The organism is Desulfallas sp. Bu1-1 (genome assembly GCF_015594625.1).
GTDB lineage: Bacteria > Bacillota > Desulfotomaculia > Desulfotomaculales > Desulfallaceae > JADNRQ01.
Genome location: NZ_JADNRQ010000003.1, coordinates 190,230 through 205,231 on the forward strand (window position 1 = coordinate 190,230; position 15,002 = coordinate 205,231).

Annotated in this window: 14 protein-coding genes and 1 riboswitch; of the genes, 10 read left to right on the plus strand and 4 right to left on the minus strand. The window is 55.1% G+C overall.

Features of this window, described 5'->3' with window-relative positions:
- The first annotated feature begins 342 nt into the window (after nt 1-342).
- Nucleotides 343-469: riboswitch (FMN riboswitch) on the plus strand.
- A gap of 115 nt (nt 470-584) precedes the next feature.
- The 5 genes from ribD (at nt 585) to IT084_RS05115 (ending at nt 5,489) form a co-directional block, all read left to right on the plus strand.
- Complete coding sequence (gene ribD / locus IT084_RS05095; protein ID WP_243276766.1) at nt 585-1,697, plus strand: bifunctional diaminohydroxyphosphoribosylaminopyrimidine deaminase/5-amino-6-(5-phosphoribosylamino)uracil reductase RibD; 1,113 nt, start codon at nt 585-587, stop codon at nt 1,695-1,697.
- Between the two features lie 2 nt (nt 1,698-1,699).
- A complete protein-coding gene (locus IT084_RS05100) occupies nt 1,700-2,362 on the plus strand; it encodes a riboflavin synthase (protein WP_195711739.1) in 663 nt (220 codons plus the stop codon).
- A gap of 51 nt (nt 2,363-2,413) precedes the next feature.
- Nucleotides 2,414-3,619: a bifunctional 3,4-dihydroxy-2-butanone-4-phosphate synthase/GTP cyclohydrolase II gene (locus tag IT084_RS05105; protein ID WP_207744412.1), complete on the plus strand. Its 1,206-nt coding sequence runs from the start codon at nt 2,414-2,416 to the stop codon at nt 3,617-3,619.
- Between the two features lie 331 nt (nt 3,620-3,950).
- Nucleotides 3,951-4,418: a 6,7-dimethyl-8-ribityllumazine synthase gene (gene ribE, locus IT084_RS05110; RefSeq protein WP_207744413.1), complete on the plus strand. Its 468-nt coding sequence runs from the start codon at nt 3,951-3,953 to the stop codon at nt 4,416-4,418.
- Between the two features lie 30 nt (nt 4,419-4,448).
- On the plus strand, nt 4,449-5,489 hold the full coding sequence (locus IT084_RS05115) for a nicotinate phosphoribosyltransferase (RefSeq protein WP_195711743.1): 1,041 nt from the start codon (nt 4,449-4,451) through the stop codon (nt 5,487-5,489).
- 58 nt (nt 5,490-5,547) lie between these two features.
- Here IT084_RS05115 and rpmB read toward each other — a convergent pair whose 3' ends face one another.
- Nucleotides 5,548-5,739 carry a 50S ribosomal protein L28 gene (gene rpmB, locus IT084_RS05120; RefSeq protein WP_195711745.1) on the minus strand — a complete coding sequence of 64 codons (192 nt, stop codon included), beginning with the start codon at nt 5,737-5,739 and terminating at the stop codon, nt 5,548-5,550.
- A gap of 106 nt (nt 5,740-5,845) precedes the next feature.
- Here rpmB and recG point away from each other — a divergent pair, with 106 nt between their 5' ends.
- The gene (gene recG / locus IT084_RS05125) at nt 5,846-7,933 is read left to right on the plus strand and encodes an ATP-dependent DNA helicase RecG (RefSeq protein WP_195711748.1); all 2,088 of its coding nucleotides are present in this window, start codon (nt 5,846-5,848) and stop codon (nt 7,931-7,933) included.
- A gap of 511 nt (nt 7,934-8,444) precedes the next feature.
- Nucleotides 8,445-8,702 carry an alpha/beta-type small acid-soluble spore protein gene (locus IT084_RS05130; RefSeq protein WP_195711750.1) on the plus strand — a complete coding sequence of 86 codons (258 nt, stop codon included), beginning with the start codon at nt 8,445-8,447 and terminating at the stop codon, nt 8,700-8,702.
- 134 nt (nt 8,703-8,836) lie between these two features.
- Here IT084_RS05130 and gpr read toward each other — a convergent pair whose 3' ends face one another.
- Nucleotides 8,837-9,790 (minus strand): GPR endopeptidase, encoded by a 954-nt coding sequence (gene gpr / locus IT084_RS05135; RefSeq protein WP_395879473.1) that lies wholly within the window; start codon nt 9,788-9,790, stop codon nt 8,837-8,839.
- A 205-nt stretch (nt 9,791-9,995) separates the two neighbouring features.
- Here gpr and rsmD point away from each other — a divergent pair, with 205 nt between their 5' ends.
- From rsmD to IT084_RS05150, 3 genes are read left to right on the plus strand one after another with little or no spacing between them, the layout of a single operon-like run.
- Nucleotides 9,996-10,571, plus strand: coding sequence for a 16S rRNA (guanine(966)-N(2))-methyltransferase RsmD (gene rsmD / locus IT084_RS05140; RefSeq protein WP_195711751.1), 576 nt, complete (start codon nt 9,996-9,998; stop codon nt 10,569-10,571).
- Nucleotides 10,562-11,044, plus strand: coding sequence for a pantetheine-phosphate adenylyltransferase (gene coaD / locus IT084_RS05145; protein ID WP_195711752.1), 483 nt, complete (start codon nt 10,562-10,564; stop codon nt 11,042-11,044). Before rsmD ends, coaD begins: the two co-directional genes overlap by 10 nt.
- Before the next feature lie 19 nt (nt 11,045-11,063).
- Complete coding sequence (locus tag IT084_RS05150; RefSeq protein WP_195711753.1) at nt 11,064-11,519, plus strand: ATPase; 456 nt, start codon at nt 11,064-11,066, stop codon at nt 11,517-11,519.
- Between the two features lie 157 nt (nt 11,520-11,676).
- Here IT084_RS05150 and IT084_RS05155 read toward each other — a convergent pair whose 3' ends face one another.
- Together IT084_RS05155 and acs are read right to left on the minus strand one after the other, a co-directional pair.
- Nucleotides 11,677-12,729 carry a phosphotransacetylase family protein gene (locus IT084_RS05155; protein ID WP_195711754.1) on the minus strand — a complete coding sequence of 351 codons (1,053 nt, stop codon included), beginning with the start codon at nt 12,727-12,729 and terminating at the stop codon, nt 11,677-11,679.
- 10 nt (nt 12,730-12,739) lie between these two features.
- Nucleotides 12,740-14,842, minus strand: coding sequence for an acetate--CoA ligase alpha subunit (acs, locus tag IT084_RS05160; protein WP_195711755.1), 2,103 nt, complete (start codon nt 14,840-14,842; stop codon nt 12,740-12,742).
- Between the last annotated feature and the right edge of the window lie 160 nt (nt 14,843-15,002).

Genomic DNA, 15,002 nt, shown 5'->3' on the forward strand with positions numbered 1-15,002 from the left:
CCGGTAGGGTTTTGTAAACGTTAACAAACAGTAACTTTACCATTACGAAGATAATTGTGAAGAGATCGGAGAAACCACCGGATCGCCAGATACAAGTACCGGTTTTGCTGTTAAATTATTATTTTTTATTACATACTAATCCATTTTTGCTTTAATTTTTTAAGATAAGACATCTTGTGAAGTGATTACAAATATGCAGGCAATTTAAGTGTTAATGTTAAGTTGTCACATGATCATTGTACTAAATGATAGATTACTTGTCCAGGATTTTTCCTGTACACTTTTCCAAGTATTAATATTGACACTCCTTTTACATGTAACTATAATTAACATAAAAAATATATAAACCTTCAGGGACAGGTGAAATTCCGTACCGGCGGTGAGTATTGTTCCAAGCCCGCGAGCCCGCAAGGGTTGATCCGGTGCAATTCCGGAGCCGACAGTAAAGTCTGGATGGGAGAAGGTTGGTGTTAGGCAAGGCGTTGTTACCGCGCCTTAAGCGGTAGTTATGCTGTTGTTTGATATTGCCCTGAAGAGATTATTTCTTCAGGGCTTTTCGACGTTAAGGCAAGGAAGGTGGATTTTTGCACGCGGAAGACCTTTATTACATGCAGATGGCCCTGGACCTTGCGGCCAAAGCGATGGGGCGCACCAGCCCCAACCCCATGGTGGGGGCGGTGGTGGTGCGCGACGGCCGGGTGGTCGGCCGGGGCTATCACGCGCGGGCGGGGACCCCGCACGCCGAGGTGCATGCCCTGCGGGAAGCCGGGTCCGCCGCCCGGGGCGCGACGTTATATGTTACGCTGGAGCCCTGCTGTCACCACGGCCGTACCGGGCCCTGCACCGAAGCGGTGATTGGCGCGGGCGTCAGCCGGGTGGTTATGGCCATGACCGACCCCAACCCGCTGGTTGCCGGCAAGGGCGCCCAAAGGCTAAAAGAGGCGGGGCTGCAGGTGGAATGCGGCGTGCTGGAACAGGAAGCCCGGCGTTTGAACGAAGTGTTCATCAAGTACATTACCACCGGCCTGCCTTTCGTGGTGATGAAAACCGCCATGAGCCTGGACGGCAAAATTGCCACCGCCGGCGGGGAATCCCGGTGGATTACCGGGCCCGAGTCCAGGGAGTTCGTTCATCGCCTGCGCGACAGGTATGACGCCATCCTGGCCGGGGTCGGCACCGTGCTGGCCGATGATCCTTCCCTGACTACCAGGTTGACGCAAGGCGAAGGGAAGGACCCTGTGCGGGTGATCCTGGATTCCCGCGCCCGGACGCCCTGTCATGCCAGGGTGATCAACCAGGTTTCGGAGGCGCCCACCATTATTGTCACCACGCCCGGCGCGCCGCGGGAAAATGTGCGGTTGCTTCAGGAGAACGGCGCCGAAATCATGGAAATGCCGGGCGACGCCAACGGGGTTGACCTGGCGGCGCTGCTGCGGGAACTGGGACGGCGGGAAATTACCAGCCTGCTGGTGGAAGGGGGCGCCCGGGTCAATGGTTCCTTCATTAAGCATAACCTGGTGGACAAGGTTTACTGGTTTGTCGCCCCCAAAATAATAGGTGGGGACGGGGCGCCGGGACCGGTGGGGGGCGAAGGCGTATCATTGTTGCGGGACGCCCCGGAGATTGATCACATCTCTATAAACCGGTACGGGAAAGATATCTGTATCGAGGGTTACCTGGTTAAACGGGGTGGTTAGGCATGTTTACGGGACTTGTGGAGGAAAAAGGACAAATTATATCCCTGCGCCGGGGAGCGGACTCCGCCCGGTTGAAAATAAGCGCCCAACGGATTATGGAGGACATGGAGATTGGCGACAGCATCGCCGTCAACGGGGTTTGCCTTACGGTGACAACCTTTGACAGGGGCGCGTTTACCGCCGACGTCATGGCCGAAACACTGGCCAAAACCAATCTGGGCGAACTGCAACCGGGCGACCGGGTTAACCTGGAACGGGCTTTGAGGCTGGGCGACCGGCTTGGCGGGCACCTGGTCAGCGGTCATATCGACGGCGTGGGCACGATCGTAAAAAGGGAAAAACATGATATAGCCACCCTGATTACCATCGCCGCGCCGGATGAGGTTATGCGCTACATCATCAAGAAAGGTTCGGTGGCCATCGACGGGACCAGCCTGACGGTGGTTGATTTCGACGAGGGCACTTTTCAGGTGTCCCTGATTCCCCATACCGCCCACGCCACGGTCCTGGGGGAAAAAAAACCGGGCGACCGGGTCAACCTGGAAGGGGACTTGATCGGCAAATACGTGGAGCGCTGGATGGGGGCGAGGGATAGGAAAGAAGTGAAAAAAGCAAGGTCCCGTGGTGTTACCGTTGAGTTACTGGCCGAGAATGGTTTTATATAAATACGCCGGATCGCCAATCGAACGATGACTGAAAAGGAAGGAAGGATCAATATGATTTTCAGCACCATTGAAGAGGCCATCGAGGATATCCGACAAGGTAAAATGCTGGTCGTAGTTGACGACGAGGACAGGGAAAACGAGGGAGACCTGATCATGGCCGCGGAAAAAGTAACCCCGGAGGCCATCACATTTATGGCCACTTACGGCAGGGGTTTGATCTGCATGCCCATTGTCGGGTCCAGGCTCGACGAACTGGACTTGCCGGCCATGGTTACTCATAATACCGACCCGCACGGCACGGCGTTCACCGTGTCCGTGGATTACAAGGAGACCACCACCGGCATTTCGGCCCACGAGCGGGCGGCCACCGTACGGGCTATTCTCGACCCCAACACCAGACCCGAGGACCTCAGGCGGCCGGGGCATATTTTTCCGCTCCGGGCCAAGGAGGGCGGTGTTCTGCGGCGCGCCGGGCACACCGAGGCGGCGGTGGATTTAACCCGGCTGGCCGGCATGTACCCCGCCGGCGTAATCTGCGAAATTATGAAAGACGACGGCACCATGGCCAGGGTGCCCGAGTTGATCGAGTTCTGCAAAACCCATGGCTTGAAGATGATCACCATTGCCGATCTCATCAAGTACCGGCGCCGCCATGAGAAATTGATCCGGCGGGTGGAATCGGCCAAGCTGCCCACCAAGTACGGCAGGTTTACGGCCATCGCTTACGAAAGTTTATTGGACAAAAAAGAGCACATTGCCCTGGTCAAGGGTGATTTGTCCAGCGTGGAAGCGCCGCTGGTGAGGGTGCACTCCGAATGCCTGACCGGTGATGTTTTCGGGTCGTCCCGCTGCGACTGCGGCGATCAACTGGCCCGGGCCCTGGAAATGATCGAGCGCGAAGGCGTGGGCGTGCTGCTTTACATGCGGCAGGAAGGCCGGGGAATCGGCCTCACCAACAAGATCAGGGCATACAAGCTGCAGGACGAGGGGAAAGATACGGTTGAGGCCAACGAGGCACTGGGGTTCCCGGCCGATCTCCGCGATTACGGTATCGGCGCCCAGATTTTGGCCGATCTTGGATTAAGTAAAATCCGGCTGATGACCAATAACCCGAGAAAAATCGCCGGCCTGGAAGGGCACGGTTTGAAAGTGGTGGGCCGGGTACCGATAGAGATAAGCCCCGGCAAAGACAACAAGTTCTACCTCAGCACCAAAAAGCGCAAACTGGGCCACCTGCTTTCCGTCGTGGAGAAGTAGCGTCTGGCACAGTCTAGGTAGTTCCCCCTGAAAAAGTCCGCGTTGGGATTTCGTGTTAATTTCCGGGTTGCTAACTCGGACGGCAATGGCTCGCAACACTTTACCGCAATAGTAACTTGTTTCAGAGCCATTGCGGGCAAACTGATATTTTACCTCGGGCGCCGGAGAACTCGCGCCCTGCGGGCGCTCGAACATGCACCGGCGCTTATCCTCGGGCTCGCTCGTTCTTTGAATTAAGCTCGTATGCAACCCTCCAATTAACACGAAGCCCTGCTTAATTTAAGTTTTTCAGGAGTAACTAGGTAGATAAAATTTGGAGGAGAGGATTTGATTGGTGAAACACTTTGAAGGCCACCTGGTGGGAGAAGGCCTGAAATTCGGTATCGTTGTGGGGCGTTTTAACGAATTCATCACCCAGAAGCTGCTCTCGGGCGCGCTGGACGCCCTGCTTCGCCATGGCGTGGCGGAACAGGACGTTGAGGTGGCCTGGGTTCCCGGGGCCTTTGAAATCCCCATGGTGGCCCGGCGGATGGTGGAAATGGCCCGCTATGACGCGGTGATTTGCCTGGGCGCTGTTATCCGCGGGGCTACGCCTCATTTTGACTATGTTGCCGCGGAAGTCTCCAAGGGCATTGCCAAGGTGGGCCTGGATACCGGCAAACCCGTTATATTCGGAGTGATTACCGCGGATACCATCGAACAGGCCATTGAGCGGGCGGGAACCAAAGCCGGAAACAAGGGTTGGGACGCGGCGGTAACCGCCATAGAAATGGCCAACCTGGTTAAAGCCCTGGTATAAACGGGCATAGCAGAATTGTGGGAGGATTACATGAACAAGAAAACCCTGCAAACCCTGGCGGAGGTGGCGGCATATAAGGCGGCGCCGGAGGGGCGGCTGTTTTCCGCCACCCATGAGGAAATTACCACCGGGTTAACTACTGATATCTATTTTATACGCACCAGGGAATTGTTGCGCCACATGGGACTTGAGCGCACTCCCGTTACGGTGGAAGTTTTTGCCGGCAGGCCGGGCATCCTTGCCGGTGTGGCGGAGGTGAAGAATCTCCTGGGCGGCCTGCCGGTGGAAGCCTGGGCTTTGCCCGAAGGGGCGGAATTCAAGGAAAAGGATGTTGTCATGCGCATTTCCGGCGCCTATGACGATTTCGGAATTTACGAAACGGCCCTGCTGGGTATCCTGGCCAGTTCCAGCGGCTGGGCCACGGCGGCCAGGCGATGCCGGGAGGCGGCGGGGGATAAAAGGGTGGTTTGTTTCGGCGCCCGGCACGTGCACCCGGCGGTGGCGCCGGTCATGGAAAGGGCGGCCATCCTGGGCGGAGCGGACGGCGCCAGCTGCATTCTGGGGGCCAAGCTGGCCGGGCAGGAGCCATCGGGGACGGTGCCCCATGCGGTAATGTTGATCGTGGGGGACACGGTGCAGGTGGCCCGCGTTTACCAGCAAATCATGCCGCCGGATGCGCCGGTGATCATCCTGGTGGATACTTTCAAGGATGAAGCCGAGGAGTCGCTGCGGGTGGCGGAGGCACTGGGAGAGAAGCTGCAAGGCGTAAGGCTGGATACGCCCAGCGAACGGGGCGGGGTTACCCCGGGCCTGGTGCGCGAGGTGAAGGCCCGCCTGTGTCAGGCCGGTTTCCCGCAGGTGAAAATTCTCGTATCCGGCGGAATTACACCGGAACGCATCCCGCTATTGATCGAGGCGGGGGCGGACGCGTTTGGTGTGGGCAGTTACATTTCCGGCGCCCCGGCCATTGACATGACCATGGACATCAAGGAAGTGAACGGCAGCCCGGTGGCCAAGCGCGGGCGGATACCGGGACTGACCCGGACGGCCGGCCTGGAGAAAATTTTATAGCAAAGCAAAAAACGGCTTAGTGCCGTTTTGTTTTGCTTTCATTTAATATATCAAATTATTATATGGCCCGCTGCACCTTTCCGCTGCGCAGGCACCTGGTGCAAACCATAATCCTGCGAGGTGTGCCGTTGATCATGGCCTTAACCCTTTGCAGGTTGGGCGCCCAAACTTTTTTGGTGCGGATGTGGGAGTGGCTTACTTTCATACCGACGGCTACCCCTTTGCCGCAAATTTCGCATCTCCTGGCCAAGGTATACACCTCCTTTTCACAACACTTTTATATTTTATCAGATCTCCGCAAGCGGCGCAACAAAAGCTTGATTTTGCCAAGAAATTAGTTTTGGAGAGAACGCGCAATGAGTACCACGCAAACCGGTAATCCTTTTAACGTCCCGGTGAAATACGTGAAAAAGATCGGACCTCGCCGGGCGGAGCAACTGGCCAGGTTGAAAATACATACGGTGCACGACCTGTTGTACCACTTTCCCCGGGAATACATGGACCGCAGCCGTCCGGTTTCACCCTTCGACCGGGCCGACGGTGAAATGATAACGGTTTTGGGCCGGGCGCTGAACGTCCAGGAAACCAGCCCCCGTAAGAAACTGACCGTAACCAGGGCGGCACTGGAATGCCGGCGGGGCATTTTTTACGCGGTGTGGTTCAACCAGCCGCACGTAAAAAAAACCGTCAAGCCCGGTGTGGAATTGCTGCTCAGCGGTAAATTGGACCGGGGATACGGTGCCGTCCAGGTGCAGGTGCACGATTACGAGGTGATGAGCGGCGAAGGTACAATGTTGCATACGGGAAGAATCGTGCCGGTTTATCCTGCCACGTCGGGAATAACCCAGCGGATGCTCAGGACGTTTGTATACGAGGCGCTGGGGCAATGGCGGGAGTCTTACCGGGAATTTTTACCCGGCCGGCTGATCACGGCCGAAAACCTGATGCCTTTGCCGGAGGCATTGGAGCAAATACATTTCCCTGATAACCGTGCCCGGGCGGAACAGGCGCGGCGAAGGTTTATTTTTGAAGAGTTGTTTTTGTTCCAACTGCGGCTGGCCCTGTTGCGTAAAAATTTTACCCGGATGAAAAAAAACCACCGTTACGTAGCGGGTGATCAACTGAGAAATCGTTACCTGGCCGGTCTCGGCTTCAAACTGACCGGGGCGCAGCAAAGGGTGGTCGGGGAAATTGTATCCGATATGGACAGCCCATACCCCATGCACAGGTTGCTGCAGGGTGATGTGGGTTCCGGTAAAACGGTGGTTGCTGTTTTGACCCTGCTCAGGGCGGTGGAAAGCGGCTTGCAGGGGGCTTTCATGGCGCCCACCGAGGTGCTGGCGGAACAGCATTACCTGTCCCTGTCCGGGGCGCTGGAATCCCTGGGCGTGCGGGTGGGTTTGCTGAGCGGCGGGATGCCGGGAAGGGAGCGGGCGGCCATGCTGGAGGATATTGTTTCCGGCCGCCTGCCCATCGTGGTGGGCACCCAGGCGCTGTTACAAGAGGACGTGATTTTTCAAAAGCTGGCCGTGGTGGTGATCGACGAGCAGCATCGCTTCGGGGTCAGACAGCGAGCGATACTGCAGGAAAAGGGCGTGCGCCCGGACGTGCTGATTATGACGGCTACGCCCATACCGCGCACTCTGTCCATGACCGTTTACGGTGATCTGGATGTGTCGGTGATCGACGGCCTGCCCCCCGGGCGGCGGCCCGTGCGCACTTATTACGTTGCCCCCGAAGAACTGCCCAGGGTATATAATTTTGTGGCCGGGCAGGTTAAAACGGGCCGTCAGGCTTACGTGGTCTGCCCGCTGGTGGAGGAATCGGAAAAAATGGATTTGCAGGCGGCGGAGGAACTGCACCGGAGGCTGTCCGAGCGCGAGCTGCGGGACTGCCGGGTGGCGCTGTTGCACGGGCGGATGAAAAGCGGCGAAAAGGACCGGGTAATGCGGGAATTCCGGGCCGGGCGCATCGATGTATTGGTAAGTACCACGGTAATTGAGGTTGGGGTGGATGTGCCCAACGCCACCGTAATGGTTATTATTGACGCCGACCGGTTTGGGTTGGCGCAGTTGCACCAGCTCAGGGGCAGGGTGGGGCGGGGCAGCGAGCAATCGCATTGCATCCTGGCCGCCCGCCTGCGCTCCAGGGAGGCGGCGGAGCGCATCAAGGCCATGAAAGCCAGCCAGGACGGTTTTTATCTTGCGGAAAGGGATTTGCAGATTCGGGGGCCGGGTGACATGGCCGGTGTGAAGCAGTCCGGCCTGCCCGAGTTTAAGCTGGCCGACCTGGTCCGCGACCGGGAAATAATGCAGGCGGCCAGGCGCCGCGCGTTGGAGTTGGTGGAGTCCGACCCGGAGCTCGGCTCCGGGGATAACCTGCCCCTTAAGCTATACCTCCGTGACATGGATCGTGTTAAAGAAAACTATTTTCATATTTGTTGACAGACACTAATGCCGCACGAATTGCATGGCGATCAGGCGGATTTCTGGAGTGAGTGGAGCACTGGATGCGGAATAGCGGTCAGGGGACACACCTCCTCTTTAGGGCAAAGCTTTGGGGTCGGAGGTATGTCCCCAATGATACCGTCATATCCCCAGAGCCATGACCCCTTAGGGCGTGAAGAAGTAGTTGGGCTGTTTGTAGCAAGCGCTGATTAATAGCTGCTTCAGCCACAAGAGTAAAATTGCGAAACGAAAGGAAGAAACTGCCGGATCGTCAGATACGAGTACCAGTTAAATTTTTTCAGAAACTGTTTGACAAATTATATGGTAAATAAAAAAGGTTTTGACAACAGCCCGACAAACCTGCGTTATCCATGGAATTGCTTTGATAGCGCAGGTTTTTTCTTGGTTCAATTTATACCCGAACCAATCGGTGAAAAAAGTACCTCACATAAAAGCTTTTAAAAAGATTAATACTAGACTCAGTTAAATAAAAAGGAGGTGAAATTAAGTGGCACAAGGACAAACCAGGAATAGAAAGCTGATCCCCCAGGCTTCTCAGGCCATGGAACAATTCAAGTGGGAAACCGCTGCCGAGCTGGGCATCCAGGTTCCCCAGGGAGGATACATGGGCGACCTGCCTTCCCGGGTTAACGGTGCAATCGGCGGTAACATGGTGCGGAAAATGATTGCCGCCTATGAACAAAGCCTGGCCCAGGGGACCGTGCCTCCTACCCCGCAAGTTACCAATAAACAACCGACTCCTTAATAAATAATATAATGTTGGGTTTACAAAGCCCCTGTCAGGTAACTGTTCGAAGCAGGTGTTAATGCAGAGTTGCCTGGCGGGGGGCTTTGCCAACAAGCGGTTAACAGGCCGCTTGTTTTTGCTTTTATAAAGCATTAATGGAGGTAATATGCGTAATCTTCCGGGTCAACGCCCGGGTGCAAGGCCATGGAAATGCCGCCGGAGACAATATGCGAGACGTCCTCGATTAAGGTGTCGATTTCCTTGGGGGTCACCGTGAGGTTGCCTCCAAACGGTTCCAGCACTTGCTTGACGGCTTCGGTGGGGTCTCCGGCCCAGCCGGTGGTGCTCTTGATATATTTCTCGATGGCGTCCTGGGCGATTATAGCTGCGTGTGTTACCGTGGGGCACCCGATGGCGATTACTTTTACTCCCATGGTTTCTTCGTTGATTCCCGACCTCTTGTTGCCGATTCCCGAGCCGGGATTGATACCGGTATCGGCCAGCTGGATGGTGGTGGCGATGCGGTCGACGCTGCGCGCCGCCAGTGAATCTATGGCGATAACCAGCTGCGGTTTGGTTTTATCCACCACGCCCCTGATGATTTCCGAGGTTTCAATGCCGGTTATACCCAGTACTCCGGGGGCAATGGCGCTGACCGGGCGCATACCGCCCTGTAATTCTTGTGGAGCGTATTGGAATAAATGCCTGGTTACCAGGCACTTATTCACCACCTTGGGGCCGAGCGCATCCGGGGTAGCATTCCAGTTGCCCAGCCCGACGACCAGTACATTCGCTTCCATGGATAAGTTATTTAACATTTTTTTAAGCTGTTCCGCGAGCACTTCCGCCACTTCCCGGTGGGCGGCCGGGTTGTTTTCCCTGATCACCGGCGCTTCGATGGTAATGTATTTGCCCACCGGCTTGCCCATCATCGACTGGGCGTTTTCATCTTCGATATGTACAATGGTGACCGTGGCATGGTCGTAAGTTTCTTTATCAACTCGCACGCCCGGAACTTCTTGCCCGGTTTCGCCCCGGATGATTTCCCTGGCCTCCAGGGCCAGGTCGAGGTTGACACCCATGGTTTGCAGGAATTTACGGTCCAGAAAAATCACCTCTGCAAGCTGTTTGGTCTGATAAGATCACATAAATTAGTATTTAACATGTTTAATAATATTATTTATTTACCCCTGATTGGATTAATATGCACATTTTTTTACTTAAAAAATAATCCGGGCAAGGTATTAATCGATTTTTTAAGCCTGTTTATGATATAATTATGCTGTTTAAAGTGGAAAGGAAGGAAAATTTTTGCGGGTTATTGCCGGAATTGCAAAGAAAAGGCGACTTAAATCACCCGGAAAACTGCCGGTTAGACCCACTTCAGACCGGGTCAAGGAATCGCTGTTTAATATCATCACCAACCTGGTGCCGGGGAGTTGCTTTGCCGACCTGTATGCCGGAACGGGCGGAGTGGGTATTGAAGCTCTCAGCCGCGGTGCCTGCAAAACAGTTTTTGTGGAAAACGACCCGCGGGTAGTGGATGTTTTAAGGGAAAATCTACAACTAACCGGCCTGGGGGCGGGCGCCGAAATTATCCGGCGCGACGTGGAAAGCGCATTAAGATGGATGTGCCGGAAAAATTATATTTTTAATATTATTTTTGCGGACCCTCCTTACCGGCAGGGACTGGCGGGTCAAACATTGAATATGTTAAACAAGTACCCGGTGTTGCACCAGAACGGAATTTTTATCCTGGAAACCGGCGCCGGTGAGGCTGTCCCCGAACAAGCGGGGGTCTTTACGCTGGCGCGCCGTGAAAAGTACGGGGATACAGCGCTTGCTTTTTATAAACCCATTGCGGAGGAGGACAAAAATTGCGAATAGCCGTTTACCCGGGCAGCTTTGACCCGGTCACCAACGGACATCTCGATATCATTGAGCGTGCGGCGATCCTGTTTGATAGATTAATTGTTGCAGTATCTTTAAACCCGGGTAAACAACCGCTTTTTTCCGTTGAGGAACGGATGGACATGCTTAAAGAGGTGACGCAGCCTTTTTATAATGTTATAGTTGACGCTTTTAACGGGTTAACCGTTAATTTTGCCAAGAAAAATGAGGCCCAGGCCATCATCAGGGGTCTCCGGGCCATTTCCGATTTCGAAAACGAATTTATGATGGCGCTGACCAATAAAAAATTGCAGACTTCGGTGGAAACGGTTTTTCTGATGACCAGGGCGGAATATTCTTTTATCAGCTCCAGCGCGGTCAAAGAAGTCGCCTCTTTCGGCGGCTGCGTCAAGGATATGGTGCCACCGGTTGTTGCGGAGAGATTACGGGAAAAATTCAAGAACCGATAAGGGGCGGGGGGGATCTTTTGTGGAGTTGTTTAATATTCTGAATGAACTGGAGGAATTGATTGAAAGAAGTCCCAAAGTTCCCATGACCAGGCGTGTTCTGGTGGATGAGGACAGGTTGCTGGATTATCTCGACCGCATCAGGACATCCATGCCGGAGGAATTGCGCCAGGCCAGGTGGGTCATTCAAGAAAGGGAAAAGGTGATCACCGATTCCAAGCGGGAAGCCCTGCGCATTATTGAGGACGCCGAGAAACAGTTGGAAAAAAGGGCCGATGAATCCGAAATCACTCGAAAAGCCCAGGAAAGGGCCATGGAAATCCAACAACGGGCTGAAGAGGTGGCCATGCAAATCAAACAGGGCGCCAGGGATTATGCTGATGAAATACTGGCCGGGCTGGAGGAACAACTGGGCCGGATTATGACCCAGATCCAGGAAGGCAGGAACGAATTAAAAGGTATGAAGCAAGGGAAATAAGCAGCATCATGGAAGAATGCCCGGATTTTACTTATTGAGTGAGAAGCGTTTTTATATACGGTAATAGTTTTACAGCACCCCCTATTGGTTAGGTTATAAGGGGTGCTGTAATTGTTTTTGAGCGGAAGATTTCACCAGCCTGGCAGCAAATTTATTCCTACTTTTTCAGCTGGTCCACAATCTCCTGCCAGTTGACATACTTGTCGATGTTTTCTTTGGCGGTGTTAATCGCTTTCCGGTCGCCCGGTCGGATATGCCGGGAAACTTCCGCCAGTTTTTCAATAGTGGTATAAGTGTCATAATGCACCAGCAGGATGGGCACGCCTTTTTCGGACGCCCTGGCGATTACCTTCACGTCCGGGTACAGCCCGCCGGTCAGGATCAGCACCGAGGTGCTGGTTTCCAACGCCGCCAGGGCCAGTTCGGCCCGGTCGCCGCCGGTGACGAAGGCTTTGTTGGGAGACCTGCGCAGGTACCCCAGGGCGCTTTCGATGGTCATGGCGCCGATGATGAGGTCCTCCACGGGGCGGTCCATTTTATCCTCGCCGGTAAGTATTTCCCCGCCAAGCGCCTCGTAACACTCGGCCACCGTCGGATTGGCAAAGCCGGCCCGGGCCGGAATGATGCCCAGGGTGCGGTAGCCCCTGTCGGCAAGCCTCTGTTTGTATATTCCTTCAGTTTTGGCCAGCAGCGGGCGGGGGACGTTGTTGAAAATATTGCCGATTGTAGTAATGTTCTGCCCGGTAAAATAGTTGTTCATAAAGACGGCTTCGTCCAGGCTGAAATCGTTCTTGATCTTAATGATGTACATAATCGCCGCGTTCAGCCTGCGGGCCAGGGTGGCCGCGTCCAGTCCCAGGGTCGACATCATGTAAGGATGACCGGCCCCGCCGGTGATGACGATATCGGCACCGGCCGATATTTTTTCGTGGGCGGCCAGCAGCCGGTCCATGGTTTCATTGTACCGGTAGGTGGAAAGGTACGAGGGCCCCGCTATGTGGGGAACAATATCGTCATGGTTTTGGGGCATGTCCAGCACATGTTTCATCAACAGGGCATCTTCGTCCTTTTTCTCGCCTGTGCCCCATAAATTGGCCACCGGTTTGAAGTAGGCCACTTTATAGCCCATTTCCTTGAATTTAAGCGCCAGGCCCACGGCAACGGCGGTTTTGCCGCTGCCCGCCCTTCCCAGAACAAACAAGTTTTTCATTATCAACACCTCACGATATTGTTATTTTAATGTCCAGGGCCGAGGCGCCCTTTGTATATGCAAATACCGGGTTGATGTCCATTTCGGTAATTTCGGGAAAATCGGTAACCAGGCGGGCCGTCCTGGAGATAATATCGACTATTGCGTCGATATCGGCGGGTTTTTCCCCCCGGTAACCTTTAAGCAACGTGTACGCTTTGGTTTCGGCCAGCATTTGTTTTATTTCCCGGCGCGTCAGCCTGCGGGCCAGGCGGAAACTCACATCTTTAAGCAAATTGACGTAAATGCCGCCCAGTCCGAAGGCGATCAACGGCCCGAACTGGATATCTCTGGACATGCCTACGATGAGTTCCGTGCCCTTGGGCATCATTTTTTGAACCTCTATGCCGTGGATAACCACACCGGGCAAATAGCGCTGGATGTTTTCATTGATTTCAATGTATCCACGGCTGACTTCCCCGGCGTCCTCCAGCCCGATTTTAACCCCGCCCACATCGGTTTTATGCAATATTTTCGGGGAGGCCACTTTGAGCACGACGGGATAACCGACTTTTTCGGCCAGTTCCACCGCCTCTTCGGGGGAGGTGGCCAGCTCCACCGGCGCCGCCGGCACCCCGTAGGCCGCCACCACGCGGTAGGCCTCGCTGCCGAGTAAAACCAGGCGCCCGTCTTGCCTGACATGATCAAATATGCCGGACACTGTTTCCCGGTCGCCGTCGGTTCCGGTTTCGTCCTTGTCATAACCCGGTTCCTTGAACTCGGCGTAACGGCTCATGCCGCTGATAGCCCTGATGGCCGGCTCGGGAAAGGTAAAACAGGGAATGCCTTCTTGGGAAAGCAGTTCGGCGCCCGGGGCCAGTATCGGGCCGCCCATATACGCGGCCAGGACGGGTTTTTCCGGGTATTGCCGGTGCAAGTCCACGATAGCCCGGGCGGTAGGCAGCGGGTCGGTGACCGCCGTGGGGCAAACGAGCACCACCACGCTGCCCACGGACGGGTCGGCCAACACCTTTTCCAGGGCCACCCGGTAACGGTCCGCCCCGGCGTCGCCCAGCACATCCACCGGGTTATAAATATTTGATTCCGCCGGGAGATTTTGGCGGAGCTCGTCGATTGTTTCCTTGGAAAACTTGGCCATGGCGAGGCCCTGGTTCTCTATTGCGTCGGTGGCCACAATGCCAGGGCCTCCGGCGTTGGTAACCACGGCGACGTTGCGGTTCGGCGGCACCGGCTGTTCGGAAAAGGCAACAGCCAGGTCAAACAGTTCCGGCATGCTCCGGGCGCGGATAACCCCGCACTGGCGGAAGGCGGTTTCATAAGCCAGGTCGCTGCCCGCCAGCGCCCCGGTGTGCGAAGAGGCGGCCCTGGCGCCGGCCTGGCTGGTGCCGGATTTAAGTATGATTACCGGCTTTTCCCTGGTTGCCGCTTCGGCCGCTTCCAAAAAATGCTCGCCGTTGGCCACGTCCTCAATGTAACAGAGAATTACCCTGGTAGTGGGATCCTTTGCCGCGGCCTCGATAAAGTGAGCCTCGGTAAGATAAGCCTTGTTGCCCAGGCTGATGACCTTGTTGAAACTCAGCCCGGTTTTGACACTCCAGTCCAGGATGGCCACCAGCATGGCCCCGCTCTGGGAAATAAAGGTAATATCTCCCGTCCCGGGCGGGTAGGTGGCGGAAAAAGAAGCGTTTAGTGGTGCGTGGGTGTTCATCATTCCCACGCAGTTGGGGCCGAGCATGCCCATGCCGTATGTGCGGCAGATTTCCACCAGCTTTTTTTCCAGTTCCAGGCCTTGTTTGCCCACTTCCTTGAACCCTGCGGTAATTACCACAAGGTGTTTGACGCCGTTCTCACCGCACTCCCGGGCCAGGTCGATGGTTTTGGCGGCGGGGACCGCCACCACCACCAGGTCCACCGGCTCGCCGATGGACTTGATATCCGGGTAACAGGTCAGGCCCTCAATTTCTTCCGCTTTGGGGTTGACGGGATATATTTTACCGGCATAACCGCTGCTGATAATATTTTTAACAATGGCGTTACCGATTTTCCCGGGTGTTTTGGAAGCGCCCGCGACGGCTACGGAACCGGGATTGAAAAAACCGGTCAGGTCGGTCATTTTTTCACCTTCTTAGCAAACTTGATTAACGCCAGTTTGTGTTATGCTTTCCCGCAAGGGGCCGGAAAATGTATTAAACCGGCTCCCGGCACCAAAAATAGAAAGTTTCCGGTTCTGGCGGAATAAACGTAAAAAATCCGGTTGCATAGCGCAACCGGAA